Source organism: Pukyongiella litopenaei, from assembly GCF_003008555.2.
Taxonomy (GTDB): Bacteria; Pseudomonadota; Alphaproteobacteria; order Rhodobacterales; family Rhodobacteraceae; genus Pukyongiella; species Pukyongiella litopenaei.
Map to the genome: position 1 here is coordinate 102,687 of NZ_CP043619.1, position 13,366 is coordinate 116,052.

Annotated in this window: 13 protein-coding genes; 1 reads left to right on the top strand and 12 read right to left on the bottom strand. The window is 64.7% G+C overall.

The window, feature by feature from the left end; all coding sequences use genetic code 11:
- Nucleotides 1–247: 247 nt before the first annotated feature.
- Nucleotides 248–736 (bottom strand): hypothetical protein, encoded by a 489-nt coding sequence (locus C6Y53_RS19480; protein ID WP_149615634.1) that lies wholly within the window; start codon nucleotides 734–736, stop codon nucleotides 248–250.
- Between the two features lie 85 nt (nucleotides 737–821).
- Complete coding sequence (locus C6Y53_RS21110) at nucleotides 822–1,520, bottom strand: DsbA family protein (RefSeq protein ID WP_211299548.1); 699 nt, start codon at nucleotides 1,518–1,520, stop codon at nucleotides 822–824.
- A 117-nt stretch (nucleotides 1,521–1,637) separates the two neighbouring features.
- On the opposite strand from C6Y53_RS21110, the gene C6Y53_RS21115 reads away from it, so the two are divergent.
- Nucleotides 1,638–2,072 (top strand): hypothetical protein, encoded by a 435-nt coding sequence (locus C6Y53_RS21115; protein WP_211299549.1) that lies wholly within the window; start codon nucleotides 1,638–1,640, stop codon nucleotides 2,070–2,072.
- A 5-nt stretch (nucleotides 2,073–2,077) separates the two neighbouring features.
- Here C6Y53_RS21115 and C6Y53_RS19490 read toward each other — a convergent pair whose 3' ends face one another.
- The 10 genes from C6Y53_RS19490 to traW form a co-directional block, all read right to left on the bottom strand.
- Nucleotides 2,078–5,230, bottom strand: coding sequence for a conjugal transfer protein TraG N-terminal domain-containing protein (locus C6Y53_RS19490; protein ID WP_149615636.1), 3,153 nt, complete (start codon nucleotides 5,228–5,230; stop codon nucleotides 2,078–2,080).
- Nucleotides 5,230–6,615, bottom strand: a complete 1,386-nt coding sequence (locus C6Y53_RS19495) for a conjugal transfer protein TraH (RefSeq protein ID WP_149615637.1) — start codon at nucleotides 6,613–6,615, stop codon at nucleotides 5,230–5,232. Before C6Y53_RS19495 ends, C6Y53_RS19490 begins: the two co-directional genes overlap by 1 nt.
- 16 nt (nucleotides 6,616–6,631) lie before the next feature.
- Nucleotides 6,632–7,429 carry a conjugal transfer protein TraF gene (locus C6Y53_RS19500; RefSeq protein ID WP_211299550.1) on the bottom strand — a complete coding sequence of 266 codons (798 nt, stop codon included), beginning with the start codon at nucleotides 7,427–7,429 and terminating at the stop codon, nucleotides 6,632–6,634.
- Between the two features lie 31 nt (nucleotides 7,430–7,460).
- A complete protein-coding gene (traF, locus tag C6Y53_RS19505; RefSeq protein ID WP_149615639.1) occupies nucleotides 7,461–7,859 on the bottom strand; it encodes a conjugal transfer protein TraF in 399 nt (132 codons plus the stop codon).
- Nucleotides 7,856–9,178: a conjugal transfer protein TraN gene (gene traN / locus C6Y53_RS19510; RefSeq protein WP_211299551.1), complete on the bottom strand. Its 1,323-nt coding sequence runs from the start codon at nucleotides 9,176–9,178 to the stop codon at nucleotides 7,856–7,858. Before traN ends, traF begins: the two co-directional genes overlap by 4 nt.
- A complete protein-coding gene (locus C6Y53_RS21120; RefSeq protein ID WP_211299552.1) occupies nucleotides 9,175–10,515 on the bottom strand; it encodes a hypothetical protein in 1,341 nt (446 codons plus the stop codon). The genes traN and C6Y53_RS21120 overlap by 4 nt, the downstream gene beginning before the upstream one ends.
- Before the next feature lie 94 nt (nucleotides 10,516–10,609).
- Nucleotides 10,610–11,353: a type-F conjugative transfer system pilin assembly protein TrbC gene (trbC, locus tag C6Y53_RS19515; protein ID WP_149615641.1), complete on the bottom strand. Its 744-nt coding sequence runs from the start codon at nucleotides 11,351–11,353 to the stop codon at nucleotides 10,610–10,612.
- On the bottom strand, nucleotides 11,338–12,330 hold the full coding sequence (traU, locus tag C6Y53_RS19520) for a conjugal transfer pilus assembly protein TraU (protein ID WP_149615642.1): 993 nt from the start codon (nucleotides 12,328–12,330) through the stop codon (nucleotides 11,338–11,340). The genes trbC and traU overlap by 16 nt, the downstream gene beginning before the upstream one ends.
- Nucleotides 12,327–12,755, bottom strand: coding sequence for a thermonuclease family protein (locus tag C6Y53_RS19525; protein ID WP_149615643.1), 429 nt, complete (start codon nucleotides 12,753–12,755; stop codon nucleotides 12,327–12,329). The genes traU and C6Y53_RS19525 overlap by 4 nt, the downstream gene beginning before the upstream one ends.
- The gene (gene traW, locus C6Y53_RS19530) at nucleotides 12,752–13,363 is read right to left on the bottom strand and encodes a type-F conjugative transfer system protein TraW (RefSeq protein WP_244615028.1); all 612 of its coding nucleotides are present in this window, start codon (nucleotides 13,361–13,363) and stop codon (nucleotides 12,752–12,754) included. The genes C6Y53_RS19525 and traW overlap by 4 nt, the downstream gene beginning before the upstream one ends.
- Between the last annotated feature and the right edge of the window lie 3 nt (nucleotides 13,364–13,366).

The window sequence follows — 13,366 nt, forward strand, 5'->3', positions numbered from 1 at the left end:
TTGAGTTGTCTGCCCGCCTCTGACAATCTGTGTGGGTCTTCTGTTGCGCATTATGTGGGAATCCCTCGTTCCGGTCGCAGCAGGCGCAGGAAATGCTGACGTCCAGCGAAGACACCACGGCGACCTTTGTGGGAATCCCAATCTCCAGGCAGGGTCGCCGTGGCCTTTGGTGCGCCAACTTCTCCGTCGGATGCTGCCGTACTGATAAGCGATGTTATGGTAAATAAGTCAGAATTACTGACCCGGTTCAGCAGCCCTTGGCCACCTTCGCGCGCTCCAGAACCGCCGCCCGTTCCGAGATCGCCAGCATCCGGTTATAGGCCTGCGGATCGACCGACGCGCCGCCCGTCGCGGCGGTGGCCGAGCCGGCCAGCGCCGTGGCCGTGCCGACATTGCGGATCGCCTGCACCGATCCGGCTTTGGTGAGTGCACCGGCGCCGGCAACGCTCAGGCCCGCATCCAGCAGCCCCAGCGTCAGGCCGGCCCTGCGGCTGCGTGCGCGTTCGGCCCGGTCGATCTCGCCCGCCTGGGCGTAAAGTGTGGTCAGTTCCGCATCGAGCGCGGCGCAGCTCTGGCCCAGATCGGCCTTGGTGGGCTGCCGGGCGGATGCGCTCGCCACGCTCGACAGGCCGTTCATGGCCGTCACATTCGTAGTCGTCTGGCTGCCGCCGCCGAAACAGGCGGACAGTATCAGGCAGGCCCCCAGGGCCGCCGCCGTGGTTTTGATGGAGTTCATCGGGTTTTCTTCGGTCCTTGAAATTCGGGCTTCCGGCCGTTTCGCGATGGGCGATGGCGGACTGGCGTTGCGCATGGTGTCCTGGCTATTGCTGCTGGCTGCCCTCTCCCTTGGCTTCCGTGATGGCTTCGAGCGCGGTGGCGCTCCCCGCGCCCCGGACGATGCCGCCGGGCCCGGCAAAGACCGGCGTGCCGGTGGCGCCGATGGCGCGGGCGAGCCGTGCCGCCCGTTGCAGATCCCGGTCCGCCACCCCGTTTTCGACCGCGCCCGCGATCTTTTGCGCATCGAAACCGAGACGGAGGATCACCCGGCGGACGTTGTCCGGGTTGGCGGGCTCATCGAGGCTCATCAGCGCGTCCGACACGGCGGCATAGGCCGCCTGCCCTTCCAGATGCCTCACCGCCAGCGCCGCCTTTGCCGCGAATTTCGAGGCCTCGCCCAGGACCGGGGTTTCGAGGATCACCATCTGCAAGTCCGGCAGTCGGGATTTCACCTCCCGCACCGCCGCATGGGCATGCCGGCAGTAGCCGCAATTGTAATCCTGGAATCCGACAAGGATCGGCTTGCCGGGATCCAGCCCCTCGAAGAGCTGCGGCGCCAGATCCCCGACCAGTTCCCTGTCGGTCGCGGTCCTGGCCGCCGCCTGCTGGGCTTCCAGCTTTTCGAACACTTCCAGAATGATTTCCGGCTGCTCGACAAGCGTCTGCCTGACCATGTCCCGGAAGGCCCTGTCCGGTTCGGCCGCGCCAGCGCCCATACCCGGCAGGGCCAGTGCCCCGGCCATCAACCACATCCTGTTTCCTGAATGCCGCATGTGTTTCCTTTTTCTGCCTCGTGGTTGTTTGTTCTGGGTTTGTGCGCCGACCCGGGCTAAATTCGGACCTCTTGCAGGAGAGCGTCGATGGAACGGACGAAACGCTACTGGATCGCGATGGCCGCAAGCCTCCTGGGCTATGCGGGCTTCCTGCTGGTGCTTCGCGCGTTTGGTGAGCCAGCCGACCCGGTGGTCCGCAACCTGCTGCTTGGGGCAGGTGTTTCCTGGCCGATCGCCTGGTTCTGCGCGCTGCGGTTTCCCGGCGCGCCAGGTCGCTGGCTGCGCCGCCGCTGGTATGTGGCGCTCTACCTGGCGGGCTTCATTGCCATTCCGGACTATTCCGCCAACCGGCTCACCATTGCCTATTTTGCGGTCGGCCTGCTGTGGTTCGCGGTCTGGTGTATCCGCAACCACGATCCAGACGCCGAGGATGATGGCGGAGTCTATGGCATCGGCAATCCTCATGCCAGTTCGTTGCAGCATATCCGTCGGATGAATGCTCCTCATGACGAACGGTACTGACTGCATCAGCCGTCCCTCTTGCGGCCGGTGAAGACATGACCGCCGATCCGGATATTTTCACTGTCGCGTTCCCGGCTCTGCTGCGCGAGCCATGTGGGAACGGGGTTGTCCTGTTCGCCCGCCGCTATATGGGCGGCCATGCCCTGCGGTGAATAGTAATGCGTGGCGCCGTCGGTCGGATCGGCGATCCGGCCTGCGGCAACGCCGTCCACGATCGCACCGATCCGCTCATAGGCCGGATCGCTCTCATCGAGGGTCATCGGCATGGCGTTGCCGCCGGTGCCGCTGTTCCACGCCGAGAACTGCTTGAGCTGCAGGCTGACTTCCGCCGGATTGTCGCCCCAGCGCGGGTCCGCAACCCGGTTCATGATCGTGTGGGCGACCGCAGCCTGCCCCAGCTCGCCCTGGTTGGCGGCCTCCCCGTAAATCGTCCGGATCATCACATCGCGGTCGTAATTCGAGAGCCCGTTGGCCGACCCGTTCCAAAAATTGGACAGCCCGTCGCCTATGGCAGCCTTCGTGTCTCCGACCTTTCCGGCCATCATCGGCACAACGCCGCCGTCGCGGTTTTCCCGAACGGTGTTTTCTGTCGAAGATGCGGCGTTTATCGCCTGTTCCTTGCCGGCATCGAAGGCGCCCTGCTGTATGGCGGAGACATTCTCGTGGACCTGTTTGTGCCGCCCCATGCGCGCCCGGTGTTCGGGTCCCGCCGAGGGCAGCGGTTGTGTCGATATGTCCTGCTCCGGCCTGGTGATCGTATAGGCGGCGGAGGTGTCCCCCTCCGGCGTCGTAAGCCCCAGCTCCTGCAGGAGCTGCGGCAGGACCTGCTCCACCGCCTGTTCCTGCCGTTTCACACCGGCGATGGACTTCGGACTGATCAGCCCTTCGATCTGCTCCTCGCTCAGCCCCGCCTCGCGCCATTCGTTCGAGATCGCGTCGGTGAGCTGCCCGTCATAACTGATGCCCTGCGCGTAGAGCTTCGATTCCGCCGAGGCCAGCGTGTCGGCCTCTTCGCGGGCCTGTGACCAGGCTTCCGCCGAGCGCTGTAGGTCCTCGAGGCTCCAGCGGTTGCCGCCGCTTTCGCTGCTGCTCTGGCTGCTTTGCTCGCTGGTCCGCCAGGAGTCCACCGTATCTGCGTATTTCGCTACGCTGTCGCTCAACCCGCTTTCGCGCGCCGCTTTCGTAAGCTGGGTAAAACTGTCTTGATCGTGACCGGCCATTTCCGCCGTCAGCCCCGCCCCGATGCCAAACAGCTCGGGCTTTCCGGCGAGGGCGATCCTGTAGGCCGAGTTGACCGAGATGCCGTTGCTTTTCGCGAAATCCTCAACCGCCTGATGGGTATTCCGGGCTTCCTCGGCATTGCGCATCCCGCGCGTTGTCGCCACGTCACTGGCGGCAGTGCTGCCCGTGCTGAGCTGCCGGCCGAAATCCGCGTAGCTTGCGGACAGCTCGTTCAGCCCGGAGGTCATTTCTTCGCGCGCCGCGTTCGCGGTCCGGATCGCGCTTTCCTTGCGGTCGGAAACCTCTTCGCGGATGGTCTGCCCGATACGTGCCGACATGCCGCCCGACGATTGGCCGGTACCGGTCGAGATCGTGCGCGATCCGTCCGGGTTCCGATGCGCCATCGCGCCGCCCGGCATCCGGTGCGTATGAAGCCCCGCGTCGTACAGGCCCGATGTATTCCACTTGTTCGCCGCGAAGTTGCTCATCGAGGCATTGGCCAGCTGGATATTGCCCGTTGCCGCTTCGCGGCCCGATTCAATCGCCGCGCCTTGCGAGACGTTGAGCATCGACGTCGCGAGCCCGGCCACCCGGCCGGCCCCGAACATGATGCCGGTGGCCAGGAACGGCACCGACATCATCAGGTAGCCCGCGACGGTGCCCACATCCTGTTCCACCGCCCGCACGGACAGATGGTTGGCGAAGGTAAGCGCATAGTCGATCGATGCGCCGTTATAGGACCCCATCGCCTCGCGGTAGTAGCCGCTCGCTGCCTTCAGGACGATCGAATGCAGGATAGCCGAAAGCGGATCCCAGGCGGCCAGCCAGACGAAGCCGCCGAAATACCCTTTCATCACCGTCCAGACCAGCGGCGTCATCATCATCAGCAGTGCCAGCGGAAAGGCCGCGTAGTAGATGGATTCGAACACGATCTTCAGCAGCGGAACCCATTTGAGCGCGGAGATCCCAACCGCGCTGTAGCTGGCCGAGGTCTGGGCTTCCGTGCGCGCGGCCTGGTAGGCTGTCATTGCCGCGTTGTTGCCCGATCCGGCGATGAGGTGCTGCACCGCATCGTCCATCGACAGCACCAGCATCGCCTGGCGAATGGTATTCGCGGCGCTGGAAGAGGTCATGCCGACGAAGGTCTGGAAGTCCGACAGGGTGTTGGTCATCTTTGCGACGGCCGCCGGCAGGTTGGTGGCCGGAGTGCCCACCGAGTTGGCTGCCGCCTTCTGGTAGAGGATATTCTGTACTTCGGCATTCAGGCGCTGACGGACCTGCGGCCAGCCCGATCCGCAGGTCCGCACCTGGTCGAGAACCGGATCGTAAAAGGCCAGCGCCTGCGGAAGATTGGCGCCGATATAGCTTGACAGGTTGCCCGCCTGGGCCAGCTCGCCGGTATTGACGATCCCGATATTCGAGCCGTCCACGAAGCAGTTTTCCATGAAGTTGACGAGGGTTTCCTGGATGACCGGCGAGACCGCCCGCCAGCGCGATGCCTGGCTCAGTATGGTTGCGCCGAACATCATTCCCGAGGACTGGTAGGCGAGGTCGTCGGGCGCGGCGAGCAGTGTTTCCATCTTTTTCGTGATCAGGTGCCCGGCCTTCGAGGTCTGCGAGCCGACGAAGGCCACCGACCAGGGCACGTTGTCCACCATGCCATAGATGCCGAGCGGCACGGTCGAATCGTGGATCACGACGCGGGCTTTCGGCCCGACACAGATCGCCGAAACAATCATGACGCCGATGAAATAGGTCAGCACCTGCCGCGCGGAGCCGAACACGGCCATCTGGAAGGCCGCCACCAGCACCCCGGCTGTGATCGCGGCCGAGAGCAGCGCCTTGAAATTGCCCGATCCGGTAAAGGCGGCGAGGTAGTTGAATATATCGTAGAGAAAATAGCCGCCGCCGACCGTGTAGACTTCGAGCGTGGGCATTACCGCTGCCCTCCGGAATTGTTCAGGACGTTCGCGAACACCGTGTTGGTCGAGGCTGCCAGTTCGGTTTTCGCCAGCGCCAGCCGTTCGAGATTGCGGATCGCTTCGGCATATTTGCGCTGTGCCGAGGCGCGGAAGGCCTGCAGTGTCTCGCGGGTCTGCCGCACCGCCGCCTGAAACTCCCGGTTGATGTCGCCGGCGATATCGACATTCGCCGCCGAGTTCAGAAGTTCCTGTACCGCTTCGTCGATATAGGCCATCGCCAGATCGACCGCGACCAGCTCGGCCATCGAGTTGATATCGTCCTGAACGAATTTGTACTTATAACTCCGGGCCGTAACCAGGTGCTCATAGATCGGAATCGAGGTCAGGTTGATCAGCGCCACCGCGGCCGCCGGCGGCGAGGTGTCGCTGGCGATCGCGTCAGACAGATCCCCGATCGCGCCGGCCGTGATCGCGAAGAGCGCATCATCAACTGAAATCGTCCGGTCCCGCAGAACCGGCTGCAGGCAGTCATTGGCCTCGTTGCAACGCAGGCTCTTGTAGCTGCCGCCTTCGACCAGCGCCCGTGCGGCATCGGCGGAGAGCGCGCGCGGCGGGATCGTCCGGTGCGACATGCCCTCGTCGTCATCCTCCCCGCCCACCGTGATGATGGTGCCGGTCAGCGTCATGAAGAACTCGGCGATCTTCACGTTCGAGGTCAGGAAGTTGTTCTTCTTGATCGCCTTCCAGGCATAATTGACATTGACCGGCACCTGCTCGGCCAGCGCACCCGAGGCGCGACCCAGCGTCGAGACATGCTGGCCGCCGGTGCCGCAGCCGTGGCGCGAAGCCACGCGGTCGGCAAAGCGCCCCGAGAACCCGCCGATGGTCTGGCAGATATGCTGCGATGCTCCGTCCATTTTCGGCCAGAGCGACGCGGTAAGAAGCTGGCCTGCTTCGCAGCTGTTGATATTGCTGGAATTGACCTGCTGGATCAGGTCGCGCAGCTTGGCGACGATTTCCTGCACCGATGGCGACAGGCTCTCCAGCGCCAGTTCGAAGGCAAAACCCGCCGCATTCTGCATGATCGCTTCCATCAGCGCGATCAGCTCCTCCTCGCTGATGAAGGAAAACGCTCCGCCGAAAATGTCGATACCGCCGCAACCGGCACGGACCGAGGGGAGCTGGATCGCCGCAAGCTGGCTGTTGCGCGGCCGCGTGCGCAGATAAAGCGATCCCATCGTGGCGTAACCCGCCTGCTGGCCCTGGTATGCGGTGGGCTTGGTGACGTTCACACCGCCGCCCGACCGTTCCCAGAACGCCCTGAGATCGCTTCCCACATCGGCCGCGGCCGGAATCCCGAAACCCGTTGCCAACACCAGCACCGCCATACCATTCCTCATGGTCGTTCCTTCCCTGTCACTCGAACCGCGCGCCCAACGGCACTTCGCGCACGACGTAAACGCGGTTGAGGATCTGGTCTTCTGTCAGAAGCCCGCCCCCGATCAGGTGCACCTCTCCGGTGCCGGTCTCCACGATCGCGATGAGCGGGCGTGGCATGTCGGCGATACCGAGGCGTTCGAGCTGCCCGTCATTCGCGACCGCGCCGGGAAACCCGTCGATCGCGCTGCCATCGGTTGACACCGCCAGCACCTCGATGCCGTATTCCCGCTGCATGACGGTCAGGATTTCCGCTTGCGCGAGGCACAGGCGGCAAGTCACCGGATCGTCATAGACGAAAAGGAAGCCTGCTTCGCTGGCGGCCCGGCGCAATGCCGCCTTCTCCGCCGTGTTGCGTTGATCCTGGTAGATCGTCGTGCCCATCTGGGTGAGCGGCCGTTTCACATTCGCATCCAGATCGGGCGACCGGAACAACACGCGCTGCCACACGGCGGCGAACCTGCCCGCCATCGCCGCCATTTCCGCGTTCACCTGCATATAGGCCTGCAGGTTTTCCGGGGTGGGATCGAGGATCGCCCGGTTCTTCAGTTCGTCGGCCCGTTTGCGAAAGGCTTCGATCCGTTCCGTCGCGCTCGGCTCTTCGGGCAGCTCGGGTGCGTCCTCCGCCACCGGCTCTTGCGGCTCGGGCAGCGGTGCCGGGGCGGGCTCGGGTTCCGCCTCCGGTTCGGGATCGCAATAGAAGTGCCAGCCTGCGATTTCCTCGCCATTGCAGAACAGCCGGCCCTCGGCTTCGCCCGCTACCGCCAGCGCTGTCACCAGCAATGTTCCTGTCAGAATTGCCCTCATGTCAGCCGGCCCCCGCGCCGCGCAGACCGGCGGCGACCAGTTGCGCGTAGTGGCGCGCGTTCCTGTATCCCCTGATGGTTCCGGTCACACCGCCCCGCGCCTGCGAATAGATCAGCGTCGTGGGAAGCTCGGTGATCTGCTGCGCCAGCGGATGGCTGCCCGCATCGACCACATCCGCAAAGGGCGGGATCGGGCGGCCATCCTTCGAGGCCACCAGCACCGCGATCCCGGCGGGCTGCGTCACCGCGGCCAGTACCGGGGCCGCCGATTTGCAGAACGCGCACCAGGAGGCGCCTACGAATATGACCCCGACACCGGGCTCAGAGCCGGCGGGCGCGGCAACGGCCTGACCAGTGCCGGCCATCGCCGCCGCCGCCGCGATGAAGGCCCTGCGTTTCATGGGTTTCCCCCGCCATAGACGTTTTGCGCGTCCGTCGCCGCGCCCGGAAACCGCTGCTTGTAGAAATCCGACAGCTCGCCCTGCAGCGGCACATCGGCCGCGTTCAGCATGTCCCCGAACACTTCGGAGAGATCCATGTCCTTCGTGTCGATGTTCGCGAGATCGTCGACCGTCACGTAACCGCAATCGGCAGACGCGGGGTCCGGCCCCCAATCCTCGTGTTTCAGGCGCTTCAGTTCCTCGACAAAAACCCGTGCGAGCTTGCTGTTATAGGTGCAATAGTAATGGCGGCGCTTGATACAAACACCGAGAATCTTCTCCTGGCATGTGCTGCCGGCATAGTGGGTGGCGCCGGCCTTGCGAATGTCCCAGAGCAGTTCGTTGTCCTCCGAACATTGCGCGAAAATCCCGCTGCCGTCGCAACAATCCCGCCCCGGCGTCTTGCTGCATGTCCTGACCGCGCCCTTGAAGAACTGAACGTCATTGGCATCCTGTGCCCCGGCCTCACGAAACTCGCGCTGCATCTGTGCGAGAATGTTCAGCCAGGCCGCAGCCTCCCCGAAACCGTCGGAATTTTCCTGCTGGGCGCCGATGCAGGTGTCTCCGACACAGACGTTGATCGGCTCGCAACTGGTTTGAAGATCGCCCGTGCCGGTGCCGCAGCGATAGTGAAACTCCCGGTTCGAGCAGATACCGGACGCATCGCGGACCATGCAGCTGTCCCCGATGAGCCGACAGCTCGGATCGGAGGCGAGGGGCGCGCAGTCATTGTCGCCCTCCCCCGGCATGATGCACTCATAGGTCCGGCGCTTGCGCCACCAGCTCCGGGCAAAATCCTTTCGGTTTATGTCGCGGGTTTCCGCGCCCTCGATATCGTCCGTTCTGGCCAGCGAACATTCCGGATCGCTTTCATGCGCCGTACAGGTGTTCACCAGCTCTTCCTGGACGGGACCGAACTCTGTCTTCGTGAGGATCGCCGGCGCCATGTCGGCGTCCTCATTCAGACATTCATATGTGAACCGCGTCTGGCGGCATTCGCCGTTGCGGTAATCCACGCAGGTCTGGCTGATCTGGGCGCATCTCACGCTGGCACGGGTCCGCGCACATTGATCGAGCGGCGCGTCGTCGGTGCAGGTCTGGCGACCGATCTTCTTCCGGCAGTGCCGCAGGAGCGTAAGTCCGCCCGTTGTGCTGGCCCCCTCCCCGGTACAGGAATAATCCGGTGTCTCGCAGACGACCTCGGCGCGGGCCGGCCCCCCCACCCCGACCGCCAGCACCGTGGTCAGAACCACGTACTGGATGGCGGCCAAGCGGTTCATTGGCACAGCTCCCGCCCGATGTCGTTGAACCTGTTGCAGCAGGCACCGTCGAACTCGATGGCCAGCTGTGCCCATCCGCCACCGCTCTGACCGGTCCGGTAAACCACCCGCGCAAAGAAGGTCGAGCTTTTCCACCTCTTGCCGCTTTCGGGATCGGCCCTGAGGTATGATGCGATGTTCATCTGGCGGATCGAACTGCGATTGACGTACGCGTTTGCGTCGAGAGCGGCATACATATGGCATCCGGTATGCCCGGCCGGGCCGCATTCCTCGCGCGAGATGCCGCAGCCCGGATCCTCGCAGACACGGTAGGTTTTCGTGCGGTGAACGATCGTGCCGGCCAGTCCCTGCGGAACATCCCAGCCGCTCCGGTAGTCCGGGCCGGTCAGCGCGCTTTCGAGATTGTTGCTCGATGCCGTCAGGGGCCGGGCCGTGACCGCCGCCCAGGCTTCCGGGTTCGCACCCGCCACCCAGCACCCGTCCGCCTTGGTGACCGGCACCAGCCAGCCGGCCGTCGGTGTTGCCGGGCAACCGGGACCGCCGGCCCCGAACCCGCTTGCCTGCGTGTTTGCGAATGTGGCGAGCACATCGTTTTCGCTCGTGACCTGCAACACGCCCCTGGCCTTGCCCCGCCTGAGGATCACGCTCGATGGCAGGAACCGGTCCGCAACCCGGATCGTAAACCTGTGCCTGACCAGCGCTCCGCTATCAACCGGCCGCGGGTGCGGTGATACCGCCCGGAACGTCACCGTCGCCGTTCGCCCGTTCCAGCTCACAGAGTCCACGCCCGTGCCCGCAATCCGGATATTGTCGCGGATGCAGCTCCCTTTCGTTCCGGAGGTGTCGCATTGCCAGTTCACCTCCTTCTCGCAGATCTTGACGAACGTCGCCGGCCGGGTATCGCAGCGATAATGATCGGTCCGGTCCACCCGGATTTTTCGAACGATATCGCAGCTGCGGTTGGCCGTGGCCGGGAAACTTTCGCAGAATCTGTCCATTGGGTCGCTGACCGGAAGGCTCGGGGTTTCGCACTGGCCCTCCTCGGCCGTGAAATACTTGCCGGCGACCGCATCGGCGTTTTCATGCGCCCAGTTGGCGTCGTCGAACAGCGCCTCCTGCCCGTCTATGTCTGCCTCCGGCCTGACCGCCTTGCTGTCCTCGGTTGCCCGCAGCACCCGGCCCTGGTCATTGGTTTCCTGACGGATCTCGTCGATCCTCTCCCCGAACCGGCCCTCACGAAGCCCGGCTTCTGCCGGAGTGTCGGTCCTGTAGGGCGTGACCACCCTTCCCACCGTGCCGGTGGTGAACGTATCTCCGGTACCGTTGGTACCGTTCATGCCCGACAACGCCTGATCGGCGCGCTCCTGTTGGGCCAGAACGGCGGATCCGGCAATAGCCGCGATCAACAGGGGCAGGACACCACGCCCCACCCTATCGGCCCCGAAGCAGCCGCCGGGCTTCCGCCGCGCCGACCTCCCCCATGGCCGCGATCCGTTCCAGCGCGAACCGTAGCGGCACATTGCCCCTCACCCGATCATGCGGCGGCACCGGATCGCCGGCACAGCCCTCGGTCTCGCAGACCTCCATTGCATCGCCCACCGCGATCACCTGCGGTACCGCCTCCACATGGAAACGGGTGAAAAGCGTCGGATCGATGGAAAACCCGGCGGCGGCGTCGAGATCCCCGAATGTCTTTTCCAGCGCGGCCTGGGTGTCGTGGACAGAATTGTTCACAAAGCCCCGAAAGACGATGTTCAGACCGAAATCCCGCGCCTCGCTCATCATCTGCCTTAGTGATTCCCGCGGCATCGAAAAGGAGGCCAGAAGGAAGACCTTGCTGTCCTCGTAACGGGTGCCGGCTTCGGCAGCGCCTGCAACGTCGTCATCCGTACCCAGAAGCGCGCGCACGCGCGGATCGTTCAGCGCCCGGTCCCGCAACGCGTCGAAATCGACGCCGTCAAACGCGCCCTCCGCCGGTTCGGGTTCCCCGAGCCGTTCACGCAGGATCTCGCCGTGCCGTTCGGCCTCATCCACGATTGTCGCCAGCGGGGCGGTGATCCGGCCGGTCGATCCGGGCGCATATTCCACCACCGCGTCGCCCCTGGACGCGGCCTGATCGGCCAGGCCCGCGACTGGTGCCAGCGCCAGCGTGAATACCGTTACAACGCGCAGCAATTCCGTTTCCTCCACATCAGCCAGCCGAAGGACTCTCCCTTGAACGGAAACTCCCGCAGCCGGTCTATGAATTGCGTCGAAAAGCCCATCGGTCCGCAGCCGTAGCGCCCGGAGGTGGTTGGCACCGGGCGGGTGAATTGCTGCCGGTACTGGCTCTTCTTGATGATCGGCGCGCTGACCGTCTGGCACAGCGCCGTGCCGCCCGAGGTGCGCCGCGCCAGCAATAGCCGGTGCATCCGCGCAACCATCTTGGTCGCCACCACCTGGCTTGCCATTACCCCGCCGACATGGGCGGCCACCTGGCCCTGGATCGGATAGATCGACCCGCCGCAGCCCGCGCACCAGAACAGCGTGTCCATCGGCAATCCGCCCGAGGAAGATCTCACGCAATCGGCGGCGCAGGCCGCCTGCGCGATCGGATTGGCAAACAGGATCGCTTCGGGATTGATCAGGTTGTTAAGCTCCGCATCCTGCCAGAGCGGATCGATCTCCGAGATATAGGCCACGTCGAACTGAGCCGATTGCAGGCAGAGGCCATCGACCACGACGCCCAGCCACGAGATCAGCGGGTAAAAATAGTAATGCGCCTGCCAGCTCGATCCGGTAGAGCCGCCGTTCTGGGCCGTGGCGCTGGATTTTCCGAGCGACAACAACCCGAAGTCGATGTCAAAACCCATGTTCACGAAGCAGCCCGCTTCGTTCGCCACGTCGACCAGCCGCGCCGGTTCCCAAAGCCCGATCGACAGGCCGATCCGGGGCGGTATGCCCGGGCAGACACAGACCGGGAGCGCCTGGTTGGGCGTGTCCGGCCGCCCGCCGCCCCTGATGCTGACCGCCCCCACCGAAATCGGAAAGATGCAGTCCCAGCAGATCTCTGTAATCGGATTGAGAAACCGCTTGTTGCAGATCGCGGCCACTTCGCTGGCGGTGATCGAGACGATCAGTGCCAGTATCAGGCGGTTGAACCAGGACTTCATGATCCGCCCGTCCCTGACCCGCACCATGGCTGGCGCGCACCACCGGCGTAGGGCCGCGCCAGCCCTTCCGCGATCAGCAGCGCGCCGATTTCCTGATTGCCCGCAACCGCCCTGGCGAGACGGCGGCCATACCTGTCCGGACGGGCCCGCACCGTCAGCTCAAGTGCACCGGCTTCCCCGATCAGCTGCGCAAGACGTCGCGCGGCCCGGTCTCCCAGCGCCGTTTCCGCGGCACAGCGCGCGCGATGGGTTTCCGGCGTGTCGAACCCGGTCAGCCTGTAGCTGGTCGTGCCATGAGCCACCGTGTCGCCATCGACCACGCGTATCTCTCCGGAGGGCAGCACCAGCCGCTCCCCCTCCTCCCCGCCGCACCGGTCGAGAGCGAGGCTGGCGGCCACCAGCGCGCAGGGAAGCAGCAGTTTCATCGCTCGTCCCCCACCGCGAATTCCTCCACCCGCATCATCGGATCGGCGCGGCTCACCACCGCCGGGACATTGCGGATGCCGAACCGGCCGACCAGCACGCCGTCCTGATCGAAGTAGAAACGCCGCCCATGCGCGCGCATCAGTCCGAGCGGGTCGCCGCTGACCAGCACCAGCAACGTGTCCAGTTCGTCACCGTCTTCGAGCGCGAACCGCAGCTGCGCCGGATCGTCCCCGTCGAAGAGAACGATGCGCTTGTCGAACCGCGACCATGCCAGTGGATTGACCACCGTTCCCGCCCGCGCAAACACCCGACCCCTGTGGTCCGCCAGATCCTCCTTCAGCGTAATCGTCAGATCCACGTCCCAGGCGCGATAGTCTTCCGCCTTGCCCAGACCGGGCACCGGACGCGGCCGCTCCGTATAGCGCCGCGTCCGCTCCTGCATGTCCCTGCGCATCGCATCCAGTTCACCGGTGGCTTCCATGTCCCGCAGGCGCGTCCGGATGGTGTCGAGAATCGACGGCTCGATCACCTCGAACAGCGGACCATACGTGCCCAGGTCCTTCGCCGGGGCCGGATGCGCTAACAGCGCCAGCGCCAGCAGGGTCACCGC

Bases quoted from the DNA above. Each gene is read 5' to 3' on its own strand.
- C6Y53_RS21120 (WP_211299552.1), bottom strand. From the start codon at position 10,515: ATGAACGGTACCAACGGTACCGGAGATACGTTCACCACCGGCACGGTG.
- C6Y53_RS21115 (WP_211299549.1), top strand. From the start codon at position 1,638: ATGGAACGGACGAAACGCTACTGGATCGCGATGGCCGCAAGCCTCCTG.
- C6Y53_RS19490 (WP_149615636.1), bottom strand. From the start codon at position 5,230: ATGCCCACGCTCGAAGTCTACACGGTCGGCGGCGGCTATTTTCTCTAC.
- C6Y53_RS19525 (WP_149615643.1), bottom strand. From the start codon at position 12,755: ATGAAACTGCTGCTTCCCTGCGCGCTGGTGGCCGCCAGCCTCGCTCTC.
- traU (WP_149615642.1), bottom strand. From the start codon at position 12,330: ATGAAGTCCTGGTTCAACCGCCTGATACTGGCACTGATCGTCTCGATC.
- traF (WP_149615639.1), bottom strand. From the start codon at position 7,859: ATGAAACGCAGGGCCTTCATCGCGGCGGCGGCGGCGATGGCCGGCACT.
- C6Y53_RS19495 (WP_149615637.1), bottom strand. From the start codon at position 6,615: ATGAGGAATGGTATGGCGGTGCTGGTGTTGGCAACGGGTTTCGGGATT.
- C6Y53_RS21110 (WP_211299548.1), bottom strand. From the start codon at position 1,520: ATGGCCGGGGCACTGGCCCTGCCGGGTATGGGCGCTGGCGCGGCCGAA.
- C6Y53_RS19480 (WP_149615634.1), bottom strand. From the start codon at position 736: ATGAACTCCATCAAAACCACGGCGGCGGCCCTGGGGGCCTGCCTGATA.
- traN (WP_211299551.1), bottom strand. From the start codon at position 9,178: ATGAACCGCTTGGCCGCCATCCAGTACGTGGTTCTGACCACGGTGCTG.